18 protein-coding genes are annotated in these 13,310 nt (G+C 69.8%); 9 read left to right on the top strand and 9 right to left on the bottom strand.

Annotation, left to right across the window (positions count from 1 at the left end; genetic code table 11):
- The first annotated feature begins 11 nt into the window (after positions 1–11).
- Positions 12–680 (top strand): TetR/AcrR family transcriptional regulator, encoded by a 669-nt coding sequence (locus FL583_RS24135; RefSeq protein WP_170323842.1) that lies wholly within the window; start codon positions 12–14, stop codon positions 678–680.
- Positions 677–2,158, top strand: a complete 1,482-nt coding sequence (locus FL583_RS24140) for an acetyl-CoA acetyltransferase (RefSeq protein ID WP_142707094.1) — start codon at positions 677–679, stop codon at positions 2,156–2,158. The genes FL583_RS24135 and FL583_RS24140 overlap by 4 nt, the downstream gene beginning before the upstream one ends.
- Here the strand turns inward: FL583_RS24140 and FL583_RS24145 are convergent.
- Together FL583_RS24145 and FL583_RS24150 are read right to left on the bottom strand one after the other, a co-directional pair.
- A complete protein-coding gene (locus tag FL583_RS24145; RefSeq protein WP_142707095.1) occupies positions 2,144–2,785 on the bottom strand; it encodes an endonuclease domain-containing protein in 642 nt (213 codons plus the stop codon). The two genes, FL583_RS24140 and FL583_RS24145, sit on opposite strands and share 15 nt — an antisense overlap.
- Before the next feature lie 143 nt (positions 2,786–2,928).
- The gene (locus FL583_RS24150; RefSeq protein WP_142707096.1) at positions 2,929–4,317 is read right to left on the bottom strand and encodes a DHA2 family efflux MFS transporter permease subunit; all 1,389 of its coding nucleotides are present in this window, start codon (positions 4,315–4,317) and stop codon (positions 2,929–2,931) included.
- 77 nt (positions 4,318–4,394) lie between these two features.
- Between FL583_RS24150 and FL583_RS24155 the strand changes: the two genes are divergently transcribed.
- Together FL583_RS24155 and FL583_RS24160 are read left to right on the top strand one after the other, a co-directional pair.
- Positions 4,395–4,778 carry a winged helix-turn-helix transcriptional regulator gene (locus FL583_RS24155; protein ID WP_142707097.1) on the top strand — a complete coding sequence of 128 codons (384 nt, stop codon included), beginning with the start codon at positions 4,395–4,397 and terminating at the stop codon, positions 4,776–4,778.
- 41 nt (positions 4,779–4,819) lie between these two features.
- Positions 4,820–6,052, top strand: coding sequence for a PQQ-binding-like beta-propeller repeat protein (locus FL583_RS24160; protein WP_142707098.1), 1,233 nt, complete (start codon positions 4,820–4,822; stop codon positions 6,050–6,052).
- 56 nt (positions 6,053–6,108) lie between these two features.
- On the opposite strand, the gene FL583_RS40315 is transcribed toward FL583_RS24160, so the two are convergent.
- From FL583_RS40315 to FL583_RS24175, 3 genes are all read right to left on the bottom strand, one after another.
- Positions 6,109–6,789 carry a hypothetical protein gene (locus FL583_RS40315; protein WP_170323843.1) on the bottom strand — a complete coding sequence of 227 codons (681 nt, stop codon included), beginning with the start codon at positions 6,787–6,789 and terminating at the stop codon, positions 6,109–6,111.
- Between the two features lie 306 nt (positions 6,790–7,095).
- Positions 7,096–7,626, bottom strand: coding sequence for a recombinase family protein (locus tag FL583_RS24170; protein ID WP_142707099.1), 531 nt, complete (start codon positions 7,624–7,626; stop codon positions 7,096–7,098).
- The gene (locus FL583_RS24175; protein ID WP_142707100.1) at positions 7,623–7,952 is read right to left on the bottom strand and encodes a recombinase family protein; all 330 of its coding nucleotides are present in this window, start codon (positions 7,950–7,952) and stop codon (positions 7,623–7,625) included. The genes FL583_RS24170 and FL583_RS24175 overlap by 4 nt, the downstream gene beginning before the upstream one ends.
- A gap of 214 nt (positions 7,953–8,166) precedes the next feature.
- On the opposite strand from FL583_RS24175, the gene FL583_RS24180 reads away from it, so the two are divergent.
- Together FL583_RS24180 and FL583_RS24185 are read left to right on the top strand one after the other, a co-directional pair.
- Positions 8,167–9,009, top strand: coding sequence for a helix-turn-helix domain-containing protein (locus FL583_RS24180; protein ID WP_142707101.1), 843 nt, complete (start codon positions 8,167–8,169; stop codon positions 9,007–9,009).
- A gap of 25 nt (positions 9,010–9,034) precedes the next feature.
- Complete coding sequence (locus FL583_RS24185; protein WP_142707102.1) at positions 9,035–9,241, top strand: DUF397 domain-containing protein; 207 nt, start codon at positions 9,035–9,037, stop codon at positions 9,239–9,241.
- 117 nt (positions 9,242–9,358) lie between these two features.
- On the opposite strand, the gene FL583_RS24190 is transcribed toward FL583_RS24185, so the two are convergent.
- Positions 9,359–10,114 (bottom strand): hypothetical protein, encoded by a 756-nt coding sequence (locus FL583_RS24190; protein WP_142707103.1) that lies wholly within the window; start codon positions 10,112–10,114, stop codon positions 9,359–9,361.
- Positions 10,115–10,171: 57 nt separating this feature from the next.
- On the bottom strand, positions 10,172–10,615 hold the full coding sequence (locus FL583_RS24195) for a MarR family winged helix-turn-helix transcriptional regulator (RefSeq protein WP_142707104.1): 444 nt from the start codon (positions 10,613–10,615) through the stop codon (positions 10,172–10,174).
- An 81-nt stretch (positions 10,616–10,696) separates the two neighbouring features.
- Here FL583_RS24195 and FL583_RS24200 point away from each other — a divergent pair, with 81 nt between their 5' ends.
- Complete coding sequence (locus FL583_RS24200; RefSeq protein WP_142707105.1) at positions 10,697–11,065, top strand: cupin domain-containing protein; 369 nt, start codon at positions 10,697–10,699, stop codon at positions 11,063–11,065.
- Here the strand turns inward: FL583_RS24200 and FL583_RS24205 are convergent.
- Complete coding sequence (locus FL583_RS24205; RefSeq protein ID WP_142707106.1) at positions 11,062–11,640, bottom strand: hypothetical protein; 579 nt, start codon at positions 11,638–11,640, stop codon at positions 11,062–11,064. The genes FL583_RS24200 and FL583_RS24205 overlap by 4 nt on opposite strands.
- 181 nt (positions 11,641–11,821) lie before the next feature.
- On the opposite strand from FL583_RS24205, the gene FL583_RS24210 reads away from it, so the two are divergent.
- Positions 11,822–12,247 carry an OsmC family peroxiredoxin gene (locus tag FL583_RS24210; RefSeq protein ID WP_142707107.1) on the top strand — a complete coding sequence of 142 codons (426 nt, stop codon included), beginning with the start codon at positions 11,822–11,824 and terminating at the stop codon, positions 12,245–12,247.
- 3 nt (positions 12,248–12,250) lie between these two features.
- On the opposite strand, the gene FL583_RS24215 is transcribed toward FL583_RS24210, so the two are convergent.
- Positions 12,251–12,817 carry an arsenate reductase/protein-tyrosine-phosphatase family protein gene (locus FL583_RS24215; RefSeq protein WP_170323844.1) on the bottom strand — a complete coding sequence of 189 codons (567 nt, stop codon included), beginning with the start codon at positions 12,815–12,817 and terminating at the stop codon, positions 12,251–12,253.
- A 148-nt stretch (positions 12,818–12,965) separates the two neighbouring features.
- Between FL583_RS24215 and FL583_RS24220 the strand changes: the two genes are divergently transcribed.
- Positions 12,966–13,280 carry an STAS domain-containing protein gene (locus FL583_RS24220; RefSeq protein ID WP_142707109.1) on the top strand — a complete coding sequence of 105 codons (315 nt, stop codon included), beginning with the start codon at positions 12,966–12,968 and terminating at the stop codon, positions 13,278–13,280.
- Positions 13,281–13,310: the final 30 nt, after the last annotated feature.

The following is a 13,310-nucleotide window of genomic DNA, read 5'->3' on the forward strand; positions in this document are numbered from 1 at the left end:
TGTATGGGGGAATGAGCTCCGAGCAGCGGGTCGCCCGCCGCCGCGAGCAGTTCCTCGACGCCGCCGTCGAGGTGTTCGGCACGGTGGGCTGGGCCGGTTCCACGGTCGCCGACCTGTGCCGGGCCGCGAAGCTCTCCCCGCGCTTCTTCTACGACGAGTTCCCCAGCCGCGAAGAGCTGTTCCTCGCCACCACCGACCGCATCGCCGCCCAGGTCGAACAGGTGGTGCGCGACGCGCTCGCCACCGGCGGGGGTGACGTCCGGGCCCAGGCCCGGCACGTCTTGAGCGCCCTGGCCGACTACTTCATCGACGATCCGCGCACGGTCCGGGTCGCGTTGATGGAGTCGCTGGCCACCCCGGAGTTCCGCGAGCAGCGCCGGGTGCTGCTGGCCTCGTTCGTCGAGCTCACGGCCCATCTCATGTGCCCCGGGGGAGCCGATCGGCGCAGCCGGCTCTCGGCCGGTCTGATCGTCGGCGGAGTCGCCGAGGTGCTGATCGCCGGCGCCACCGCCAACGAGAGCCGGTCCCGGCAGGACGACCTGGGATCGCTGGTCGTGCACCGCAGCGGGGCCGACGAACTCGTCGAGCACCTCACCGAACTGTTCACCGCCGTAGCGAGGAACTTCCCAGCCGCTACGCCCCCCACCCAGCCACCCGGAACCGGAATGAATGCTCTATGAACGACCGCCTCCCCGTCCTAGTCGGCGTGGGTCAGGTGCGGGGCAACCGCGGCCGGATCGTCGGCGAGGCCCGCGAGCCGCTGGCCCTGATCTGCGAAGCGCTCGACCTGGCCGCGGCCGACGCCGGCGCCCCGGCCCTGCTGGCCGCGGCCGACGCGATCTACACGGTCCGGGTCGCCAGCTGGGCCTACGACGAGCTGTCCCGCGAGGTCGCCACCGCGGTCGACGCGTCCCCGGCGCACCGGGTCGACAGCCCGATCGGCGGCCAGTGGCCGATCCGTCTGCTCGACGAAGCGGCGGCTCGGATCGCGTCCGGAGAAAGTACGGTCGCGTTGCTGGTCGGTGGCGAGGCCACCGCGTCCGCCTCGGCCCTACGGAAGACCGCGGTGGATCCGGTCCGTGACCTCGGCTGGAGCGCGCGGCCCGGAGGGCCGAGCCCGATCGACGCGGCCGACCTCGGCAGCCCGGCCATGCAGGCGGCCGGCCTGATGCTGCCGACCCGGGTGTACCCGCTGTACGAGAACCGGCTGCAGGCCGACCTCGGCCTCACCCCGGCCGAGAACGCGGACTGGTCGGCGCGCCTCTACGCCGACCTCAGCGCGGTCGCCGCGACCAACCCGATCGCCTGGAACACGACCGCCCGAAGCGCCGACGACGTCGGCACGGTCACGCCCGAGAACCGCATGGTCTGCGAGCCCTATCCGCTCTCGATGAACGCGCTGCCGTTCGTCGACCAGGCCGCCGCGGTGATCGTCACCTCGCTGGGTGCGGCCCGGGCGGCCGGAGTGCGGCCGGAGCGGATCGTGCACGTCCACGCGGCCGCGGGCGTCGACGATCTGGCCGACGTCGTGGCCCGCCCCAAGCTCGGCCGCTCGACCGCGCTCGCCGACGCGCTCACCACCGCGCTGAGCCGGGCCTCGGCCCCCGCCATGGACTTCGTCGACGTCTACACGTGCTTCCCGATCGTGGCGAAGCTCGCCGGGCTCGCGCTCGGCCTCCCGCGCGAGGCGGTCCTGTCGATCACCGGTGGCCACTCGTCGTTCGGTGGCCCGCTCAACAGCTACTCGCTGCACGCGCTCGCCCGCGCGGTCGAACGCCTCCGCGGTGGTGACCGCTTCGGGCTGGTGCACGCCAACGGTGGGTTCCTCACCAAGCAGCACGCGGTCGTGCTCGGGTCCGCGCCCGCGTCGGAGTACGTCACCGGTCCGGTCCAGGTCCGCGACGGTGCTCTCCCGGTTGTTTACGCTGATCAGCTCACCGATGGCCCGATGCTCATAGAGACCGTCACGGTGGAGCACGGCAGAACGGGCACGCCGACGCAGGCCTTCGCGATCGTCAGCACGGCGGACGGCGCGCGAGCTGCGGTGTGCACACCCCCCGGCGACGAGGCGGCGGCGTCGGCGTGGTCGCTGGATGGCTGCCTGACCCATGTCGGCCGCCCGGCCGTCCTCCGCGACGGAGTACTACGCCCGGCCTAGCGCCGCCCGGAGCTGCGTGAGCAGGCGGTCGAACGCCGTTTTGTCGTGGAGATCCGCGAGCGTGGCGTGCAGAACGGTCCACCTGTCAGCGGTCAACGCGTTCAGCCGGTGTCGGTCGTGGATGAACTGGCCGCGGTCGGCGTGCCAGAGGCCGTCGTACTCCAGCGCGACGCGGTAGGCCGGCCAGGCGAAGTCGACCCGGCCGAGTAGGACACCGCCCCGCGTGATCTCGAACTGCGGGACCGGGGCCGGTAGACCGGCGAGCACGATCCGGACGCGCGTCCGGGACTCCGGCGGTGACTCGGCGCGGCCGTCGGCGAGCGCGATCGCCCGCGCGGCCCGGCTCTGCGGGTGCGCCGACGCCCGGGCGGTCAGCTGCTCGGCGCGGACGTGCCGGTGCCGCAGCAGCACGTCGAGTGCGACGACCGCCTCGACCAGGTCGCGCTCGCCGGCGATCTCCCAGGCCGTCCGGATCGGGACGGTGGTCGGCAACCGGCCGCGGCGGATCTCCTCGGCCTTCAGGACCGCACGCCGCAGCCGTATCCCGCGCCCGGATCGCGCCCCCGTCCCCGGCGGCGCAATGGCGACGACCGGATCGCGCGGTTCACCGAGCGGCAGCCCCCGCACGCAAGCCGCCGAACGCCCGCTGAGCACACTGCCCGCAGGCAACACGAGCAGCGCGCCCGCGCGCGCTGTCCACAGCCCTTCCGTTTGCGGGCTCGTCAACGTCAAAGGGGGTCGGATGGCGGGCTTTTGCCGACAAAGGCCCGCTAGATGATTGGCAGGGGTCGGCGGGTGGGGAGTAAGGCGGTGAGGGTTAGGGTGGCGGCGACGGCTATCAGGGCGGCGGCCACGGCGAAGGCCACGTGGTAGCCGGCCAGCAGCGCTCCGGGGGTGGTCGAGCCGGCGGTGCGGGAGGCGGCCAGCGTGGCCAGGACGGCCAGGCCCAGGGCGCCACCGACCTGTTGGCCGGTGTTGAACACGCCCGACGCCAGGCCGGCGTCCTCGGGACGGGCACCGGCCATCGCCAGCGCGGTCAGCGCCGGGATCGCGGTACCGAATCCGATCGCCACCAGCAGAACGGCAGGCAGCATCCGGGTCGCGTACGGCCCGTCGACCGGCACCTGGGTCAGGACGAGAAACCCGGCGAAGATCAGCCCCAGCCCGGCCGCCAGCACCCGCGGCTCACCGAACCGGGTGTTGAGCCGGGGCGAGATCAGCAGCGTGACCACCGCGATCGCGACCGGGGCCGGTAGCAGCGCGAACCCCGTCCGGCTGACCCCGAAACCGAAGACGCGCTGCAGCAGCAACGTCGAGAGGAACAGGAAACCGAACATCGCGCCGATCATCAGCACCTGGACGGCGTTCGCGCCGGACAGCTCCCGCGACCGGAACAGTCGCAGCGGCAGCAGCGGGGCCGGCGCGGTGGCCTGGCGGGCCAGGAAAGCCACCAACAGCACCACGGCGACAGCGCCGAATCCCAGCGTGCGCACGGACGCCCAACCGTGCTCGGTCGTGCCCACGATCGTGTAAACCGCGAGCATCAGACCTCCGGTGACCAGCACCGCGCCGGGCAGGTCGGCGCCGGACCGCAGCCCGGTCCCGCGTTCCGGCGGCAGCACCCGGGCGGCCAGCACGACGATCAGCGCACCGATCGGCACGTTGACGAAGAAGATCCAGTGCCAGCTCAATCCCTGCGTCAGCGCACCACCGACGATCGGGCCGAGCGCACCCCCCACCGCGGCGACGAAGCTGAAGAACCCGATCGCGGTCGCCCGTTCCTTCGTCTCGGGGTAGAGCGCGACGATCATCCCGAGCGCGACCGCCGAGAGCAGCGCACCCCCGACGCCCTGGACGAGCCGCGCCGCGATCAGCGGCGCCGGCGCGGTGGCCAACCCGCAGGCGAGCGAGGCCAGCGTGAACAGCGCGGTACCGGCCAGCAGCACCCGGACCCGTCCGATCAGGTCACCGAGCCGCCCGGCCAGCAGCAGCAACCCGCCGAAGCCGACCAGGTAGCTGTTGACCACCCAGGCCAGGCCGGCCGGGCTGAAGTCCAGATCGTCCTGGATCACCGGCAGGGCCACGTTGACGATCGTCTGGTCGAGGACGACGAGCAACTGGCCGCCGCACAGGATCGCTAGGGCCGAACGGTTCCGCACGGGAGGCTCCTTGGGGCATGGTTTGTTACAGAACCCATGGTGTGTTCCTGAAGACGGATCCGTAAGGAGGCACTTTCATGTCCCTCTGCAACAGCGATGTGACCGTGCAGGACGAGCGGGCGCGGGCCTGCACGGTGTCCGAAGTGCTCGGTCGGGTGGGCAGTAAGTGGAGCATCGGGATCCTGGTCGAGGCGGCCAACGGCCCAGTCCGGTTCACCGAGCTCGAGCGCGCGGTCGAGGGCATCAGCCGGCGCATGCTCACGCTGACCCTGCGGAACCTGGAGCGGGACGGCCTGCTCACCCGCACGGTCTACCCGACGGTGCCGCCGAAGGTCGAGTACACGGCCACCGAGATGGCCCGCGAGCTGTACGGGACGCTCGTCCAGCTCACGTCCTGGGCCGAACGGCACCGCACTGCGATCGCTCACGCACAGGACGTATACGATCGCGCAAATCAGTAATTGGCCGATCTCGGAGCGCAACCTTGGTTACCGTGCGACCTGTGGTGCGCCAGGGAGTTCTGCTCGGAGCCGTCTTAGTCGTGCTCGCGGTCGCGGGCGGCTGCGGCGGCGATCCGAAGAACGTCGGCACCGGGGAGCAGACCAGCGCCGCGCCGACGCCCACCGAGACTCCGGCCAAGGCGTTCGATCCGCCGAGCAAGTTCGTCTCCGACGGCCAGACGCTCACCGACGCGCCCCGCGCGAAGAACAGCCTGGCCGCGCCCCCGGTGGGAGCCGTCCTGGTCGGCCGCCTGGTCGTCTACGCCGACGAGACCGAGCTGGCCGCCGCCGACGCGGTCACCGGCGACGACGGCTGGGTCATCACGATGCCCGGCGTCACCTACGCGAACTCGACCGAGACCGCCCCGCCGGTGGTGTTCGACGGCCAGGTCTACGCGGCCGCCTCGATCACCGTGCCCGGTACCTCCCGGGTGACCGACCACCGGGCGATCGCGCTGGTCGCCGTCGATCCGGAGGCCGGCAGCGAGTCCTGGACCGCGACGATCGACGCGCTGCCGGGCGACCCGGTGCAGCAGGTCCGGCTGGTCGGCGTCACCGCGAACTCCATCGTGCTCGACACCTCGACCACCACGTACGTGGTCGACGCCCAGACCCGGCGCACCCGCTGGACCGTCCAGTACTTCGATCCGACGGTCGTCGACGGCACGGTGGTGGCCGGGCAGCTCGCCGAGGACACCACCCAGACCAAGACCCACACCGTGGGCCTGCGCCTCACCGACGGCGTCCAGCTCTGGCGATCGGAGACCGCGCTGCAGCAGGGGCGTTCTTTCCCGCTCGGGCCGGGGCTGATGGGCGTGCAGGGCCGGAAGTTCACCAGCACCGACCCGTACTTCGACTTCCTCGATCCGATCACCGGCACGCGCCGCTACAGCGGGTCCCGCGACGACCTCGCCGAGCTGCAGAACTGCTGGTTCGACGCCCGCACGATCGTCGTGTGTGGAGCGTCCGGCACCCGGAACGTCGCGGTCGGGTACGACGCGCGGACGCTGCAGGAGATCTGGGAGCTCCCGGCCGGCGACCGGGACGCGCCGCGGATCACGACGGCCTGGCACGGCGCGGTCTACGGGGTGCTGAACGGTAAAGCGGTCACTCTGGACGGTCATACCGGAGCGATTCGTTCCCCGGCCGCCGGGGCGGCTCCGTCGGTGGTGAACGAATACGCCGGCCTTTCCGCCGACTCGGGATCATTGACGCTGTTTTCGGCCGTCGGCTGAACGCAGAACACCCCGGGCGCCTCTCTATCGGGCACCCGGGGTGTTTCCGGTGATCGTCAGCCGCGGACGTTCAGCGTCCAGACGCCCCGGCAGCGCCAGTCGTTGTCGCCGTACTTGTCCCAGCTCTTGTGCCAGCCCTTGTAGCCGCGCTTGGTGAAGTCGCAGTCGTACGAGTCCCACCAGCCCTTGCGCACGCCCTGGATACCGGCCTTCTTGCAGTCCTTGTAGCTCTTGTGGAAGCCCTTGACCCGGTCCTTCTTCCACTTGTTGTCGTGGTCGTGGCCCTTGTCGTGGTCCCAGTCCCGATCGCGGTCCCGGTCACGGTCACGGTCGTGGTCCTTGTTGTCCCAGTCCTTGTCGTGGTCCTTGGAGCCGCACTTGTCGCAGCCCTTGGGGTCGTGGTCGTGACCCTTCGGGTCGTGCCCGCTCTGCTGGCCCTTCTCGTAGTAGCCCTCGTTCTGGCCGGCCGCCCGCTCCTTCTTCTTGTCCGCTGCTGCCCAGTTCACCACGGTCGTTTCGACCTTCTTGTACGTGCCGGAGACGGCGGCGGACTGCTCGTGGTCCACCCCGTAACCGTTCTGGTAGCCGCCGGTCTCGTAGCCGTAGGCGGACCCGTAACCCGGGTCGTCACCGGCGGGCGTCGACGCGGATGCCGGCGCGGCGAGAGCGAGCGAGGCGCTGCCGGCAATAGCCAGCCCTGCGACCGAAAAAGCCGTCCGTCGTGCCTTGCTTCCCATTCCAAGCCTCCTCAGATGTTTCAGGCGGGATGGAGCAAAGCAGACGCATCGGCGTTAATTCTGTCCCGATCAGGCCCTGACGCCATTCACTATTTGTGTGAATAGGGAGGTTTGCCCGCCAGAGTGAATCGGCGGGATCCGTTCGGGAGAATCTCGTCGGCCGTTCGGGCGGTTTGCTCTAGATGCCCGTTACCTATCGCGCCCTCCCTCAATGGGGGCATGGCGCAAGAGGTGTTCATTCGGTCATTTGGGCATGAAAAAGGCGGACCGAATACATTCTTGGCCCGCCTCGATGGAGCTGGGTGATCAATCCATGGGTTCGACGACGTGAATCGTGCCGCCGGCCGACGTCGCGTTGTGGCAGAGCGCGCGACGCAGCACGTCGTTGGGCGCCAGATGCCCCCACGTCGGGACGATGATCGCGGACGCCTCGCGCAGGTACAGGTGCCGCAGACAGGCCGAGAAGCCCGGCCGCCGGGCGTCGTCGTCCGAGACGTCGTCGCGATGGACGCGCAGCAGTCGCAGGCCGCGCTCGCGGGCATAGCGCGCGATCGCGTCGACCAGCGGGGCGTTCGCGTCCCCGTCGGCGTCGGTGCCGTGGACGAGCGCGGCGATCGGGTTCGGCGCCGTCGGCGCGGCCCGCAGGTACCCGACGACGATCCGGGAGACGTCGCCGAACGGCAGCTCCGGTTCGCCCAGGGGCGGCAGCGGGTTCTCGATCGGAGCCGGCAGCAGGCGGATGGCCGGCCGGTCCACCGGGGCGCCGAGCACCGACGGCGGCCAGGCGATCGGGATCGTCGGCTCGGCCGGCAGCGTCACGGTGTCGACCGCGTTCATGTCCGGGTCCGCGCGGGCTCGTCGGCGACGAACAGTTGCCCGCCGGCGTCTTCGACCAGATAGGTCATCGAGTCGCGGATGTCCGGGTGCCAGGAGAGGTGCCCGACGTCCAGCAGCAGGACGCCGTCGGCGCGACGCTCGCGGACGTCGGCGAGTGCGGCCGCGAAACCGGTGCGTACCCCGCGTGGTCCGCGGGTCGCATTCGGACCGCTGGCGTCCGCGTAGACGTGTCGCAACTCCAATGCGCGGTCCTCGGCGTAGCGTCGTAGGGCCTCGTGATCGGCTGCCGCGTGCGGTCGTAGGTAGCCGACAACGGTCGTTGCCATCTGAAGTCTCTCCGGGTCTCGGGCTGCTGGGCACGCGTCATCGCAACGGACGGCATTGCGATGACACCTCGGCGATCCCGGTAGACGCCGCGGGTCACATGCTGACGACCTCTGTCTCGATAGTGCATCTGTGACCCTTGCAATGCAACTCCCACTTCGGCGTGGTGCGAGATCGAGGCTGGTGTGAGGCAGCGGGTGGTGCGAAACTCGCGCGGTGTCAGGAAGCCCCACGGTTCGTCGCCGTCGCATCGCCCGAGAGCTGCGCAACCTCCGCGAAAACGCGGGGATGACGCTCGAGCAGGCCGCCCGCCAGCTCGACATGTCACGCAGCAACCTGTCCCGGATCGAGACCGCCCAGATCGGAATCAAGCCCCGGGACGTCCGCGCCGCCCTGGCCCTGTACGGGGTCACCGGCGAGGACTCCGAGCCGCTCATCGAGATCGCCCGCGGTGCCCAGCAGCGCGGCTGGTGGCAGAACTACGCCGACGTGCTGCCGTCGTGGTTCGAGTTCTACGTCGGCCTGGAGGCCGAGGCGGTCCAGGTGAGTACCTACGAGGCGGAGACCGTGCCCGGTCTGCTGCAGACCGAGGCCTACGCCCGTGCGGTCTACCGGCTCACGGCCGGCGACGACGACGTCGACCGGAAAGTGGCGGCCCGCCTACGCCGTCAGGACCTGTTGAGGGGAGAGTCCCCGGCCCAATTTTCAGCAGTTCTTAATGAAGCAGTTCTGTTGCGGGCGTTTGGTGGCGTAACGGTTATGCGTGAGCAGCTTGAGTACATAGCCGAGCTAGCGGCGCTACCGAATGTGACCATCCAAGTGTTGCCGTTCTCTGTCGGTGGGCACCCCGCGATGACGACACCCTATGTCATCCTTAGTTTCCCGGATCCGGACGACAATTCTGTCGTCTACCTAGATAACCTCACTGTGGGTATCGCTCTGGAGGAGCCGGATCAAGTGGAGGGTTACGAGACCGTCCACGAGAAGCTGTGCGGCATTGCACTTGATCCAGCACAATCCGTGCTCCGGATCCGCGAAGCCGCTGGTGACATGTCGTAGTCGTGGCAGGAAAGCTGAGGCAGGTATGACAAACATCGATCTCACTTACGCTCCGTGGCACAAGAGCTCGGCGAGCTCGGGCAACGGCAACTGCGTCGAGGTAGCTCTGATGAACGCCGTCGTCGCTGTCCGTGACACCAAGGACCGTGGCGGCCCGGCGCTGGTGCTCCCGGCGTCCGAGTGGCGGTCCTTCCTGGACGGTGCCAAGGCCGGGGAATTCGACCTGGTCTGAAACACGATTCCCCCGCCGCGTCCGAAATTCGCGGCGGGGTGGTGGTGTGCACGAGGAGCTGGTCGACCAGTTGGGTAGCACTGGTCGGTCCGGCCGGTTCAGCCACGAGCCGGTCGGTCAGCTCGCCGGGCGAATCGTGAGGTTGCGCAGTACCGCGTCCTCGCCCCAGGAGCCGAATCGCACCGCGCCGCAGTCGCCGGTGATCGGCACGGCGTCGTCGGTGAGTTGCTGCCCGTCGAACCACACGGACGCTTTGGTGCCGTGGACCTCGACCCGGACCACCGGGTCCGTGGCCGTGCTGGTCAGGCTGGCCAGCGTCGACCCGCTCGCGTCCAGGACGCGAACTTCCTGTTCGGACGGCACGTACTCGACCGAGAGCGCGGCCGGGGCGTCCGGATCGTCGGTCGCCCGCAGGCCCAGCGTCAGACCCGCCGTCGCCGGCGCTCCGGTGGTGTTGTCGGCCGCTGCGATCGCGTCCGTCGTGCCGCTGGTGTCCAGGTGGACGCCGGCCTCCAGCCGGCCGTCGCAGAACTTCGCGTCGGGCAGGTAGGCGCCGCCGGTCGTCCCGTCGGCGGGCGGATGCACGGTGAGCCCCGACTGCGGGTCGCCGTCGAGAGTCGCGTCGCCATAGGCCGACGTCTCGGTGGGGTGCAGCGGTGGCAGGGTCTGGGCGTCGTCGGAGCGCGGGTTCGTCAGGTCGTTGGCCCGCATGCCGACCGCCAGCGTCAGAATCACCGCGATACCGGCGACGATCGCCCCGATCCGCGCCGGGGCGCCCGGCCTGGTGCCGCGGAGGCTCAGCGCGACGACGAGGCAGACGACGACGGTGGCCGCCGCTAAGACCGCCTGGTCGGATCTGCTCAGGGTTTCCACTGGTTCGCCTCCCGGGTGCGCTGTGTCCATGCCCACCGGGAGTGGGGTGTTAACCCCTCACCAGACGGTCGGGCGCAGGTGCCCCGGCCGGGCGACCCGCCGGAGGTCGGCCACTATCGCACTCACCCGCCTCTGGCCGAGCACGTCGACCCAGCCGCTGATCGCCTCGGTCGCCGCCTCGTCGGCGGCGCGCGTGCAGGTCCACCCCCGCTCGGTCAGGACGACGAGCTTCGCGCGCGCGTCGGCCGGGTGGTCCTGACGTTCCACCAGGCCCCGATCTACCATCTCGTCGACCAGCTGGCTGGCCGCCTGTTTGGTGACGCCGAGGTGCTCGGCGATCGCGCCGTTGGTCGCACCGGCCGGGGCGCAGCGGGCGAGCACGTACCCGTGGATCGGCCGGAGGTCGAGGTAGCCGCGCTGGACCATCCCCCGGTGGATCTGATCGACCAGCGTGCCTGCGGCGCTCAGCAGGAGCGCGGAGAGCGCGAGTTCGTCGGCCATGGGACGAGGATAATTGGTTGACGGATTGGTCAAGCTGCTTGACTATTTGGTCAAGTAAATTGACTAAATCAGGGAGAGGCCATGCCAGTTCTGTCGGAAGCGGTGGTTCACGAGATCCATGGCAGCCGGTTCAGCTCCTACGTCCGCCCGGGGTCGGGAAGTGTCGAGCTCTGCGCCTGGCGGCTCGACGTCCCGGCCGGTACGACAGGCGTGCCGCACCGGCCGAGCCGCGAGGAAGTGCTGGTCGTGCTGGGTGGGGCCGCCCGGGTGACGATCGACGGAGTGGCCCAGATCGCCGGCGTCGGCGACGTCGTACTGGTGCCGGCCGGAGCCGACTTCCAGATCGACGTCGACGGCGAGGAGCCGCTCCGGGCCTGGGTCACGACGTCCGTAGGCCTCACGGCCGAACTCCCGGACGGCACCACGATGACGCCGCCCTGGGCGAGTTAGCGCCGACGGACGATCAACTGACCTCGGGTGTTGCCCCAGGCGGTGCGCCAGGCGTAAGCCAGGCGCGCGCGGTCGGCCTGATCGACCTTGATGCAGCCGAGGGTCCGGTAATGACGAAACGGCGTCCCGGGGACGCCGCTGGAGTGGATGAACAGGTCGTTGCGGACCGTCTTGCGGTTCCGGCACACCTGGGTGGAGAGCGCCCAGACGTCACCGCGGACGACCGGGTTGCCGGCCTTGAAATTTCGTAGGAATCGGACCGTGTACCGCCCGACCGGCAGCACCCCCCGGCCCTTCGCGCACTCGTCCAGCGAACCTTGTCCGCTGCCGGCCCGTACCGAAACGAACCGCCGGACGTTGTCCAGGCGGGTCGAGTAGTAGAGCGTCAGTTTGCTGTTCTGGGGAGAGCGGACGTTGATGTCGTAGTAGAAGCGGGGAGCGGACCGCTGGTAGTGCCGGTCGTATACGCCGGTGACCTGGGCGCCGGCCTGAGCGGGCGACGCCGTGAGTCCGACCGTGGCGATCGCGCAGGCTGCGCCGATCGTTGCGGTCACGAGCGTACGAATCTTGGTCAACCTGGTCTCCTCTCGAGTCCGCGCACGCGTAGCGCGGAGGAGAAAAGGACACAACAGGCGAAAACAACCCTCAGGTGCGGGTTGGTGTTTCTCGACTTGTCGACCGAGGCCGGGCGCCAGTAGTTCGCACGCGTCCGGGTACGTTTCCGGTGACACGTCCTACGCGATTTGGGAGACGGACATGGCGCTTACCAGCACCGCGACCGCGCACTGGGAGGGGAGCCTCTTCGAGGGCAAGGGGTCGGTCAACCTCGACTCCTCCGGGCTCGGGTCGTTCGACATCAACTGGAAGGCCCGCTCCGAGGGCGCGGCCTCGACCACCACGCCCGAGGAGCTCCTCGGCGCGGCCCACGCGGCCTGCTTCTCGATGGCGTTCTCCAACGGCCTGGCCAAGGCCGGCACGCCGGCGACCGCGCTGAACACGACCGCCGACGTGACGTTCGTGCCCGGCACCGGCATCACCGGCATCAAGCTCACCGTCCGCGGTGACGTCCCCGGCATCGACGCGGACGCGTTCGCCGCCGCGGCCGAGGACGCCAAGGTCAACTGCCCGGTCAGCCAGGCGCTGGCCGGCGTCGACATCACGCTCGACGCCGCACTCGCCTGAGATTCACAGCACGGAGAGGATGGCCTCGATCGCGTCGTCGATCTCCGCAGCCGCCTCTTTGAAGTCTTGCTCGTTGCCGCCGATCGGGTCCTTCACGTCGAACTCGGTCGGCGGCGGCGGGCGCAGATATCCTCGTCGCAGACCGGCCGCCCGGGGCAGGTTACGCACCCGGTCGGTGAGGTGGTCACCCCGGACGATCGTGTTGCCGAGCCCCTCGACCAGCCAGGCCAGCTCCCGCCAGGTGAACACCCGGCCGAGCAGGTTCGGGTTGCCGGCGATGATGCGGTCGCGGTGCCGCCGGGTCGCGGTCAGCACCACGTCGGCGCGCTCGGCGGCCTCCGGGTCGAGCAGGCGGGCCCGGAACCCGGCCGTGTCGATCCCGCGTTTGGCCAGCTCAGCGGCGGCCAGCGGGTGGATCGGCAGCCCGGCCGGGGCCGAGGTGCCAGCGCTGCTCACCACGACGGTCTCGGCGACGCCCTGGTAGCGGGACTGCAGGCCGGCGACCATCAGCCGCTCGGCGATCGGTGACCGGCACAGGTTGCCGGTGCACACGTGCAGGATCCCACCCATGCATTCGATGGTTACCGACGAACGTGTCGGCGTCCACGGCATACATGTTTCGGAACCGCTAGCAAGCCCCAAAAATGGGTGAACTGGGCGTGAGTCGGGAGCGTTTACCGGGTAGCCCTTCCAGTGCCACCTGGTGAGGAGGGTAGCCATGGACCGGCCGCCTACGCGCTTCGACGTCAGCTCCATCGAGGGGAGCACCGTCATCCGTGTCGTCGGCGACCTCGATTCGGACTCCGCGCCCACGCTGCGCACGATGCTGTCCAAGGAATTCGACGGCGGGCGCTCGGTGATCGTCGATCTGGCCGACTGCCCTTTTCTGGACTCGGTCGGGATCGGGACGCTGGTCTACGGCTGGAAGGCGGCCGACACCGCGGGCGGGCAGTTCCACCTGCGCAACATCGGCCGGTACGCGCAACGCGTCCTCGACCTGGTCGGCCTGTCCGACCTGATCCCGGTCGCCTGACACAGAAAACCGGCGCTGCCCTCGGGCAGC

Source organism: Cryptosporangium phraense (assembly GCF_006912135.1).
Lineage (GTDB): Bacteria > Actinomycetota > Actinomycetes > Mycobacteriales > Cryptosporangiaceae > Cryptosporangium > Cryptosporangium phraense.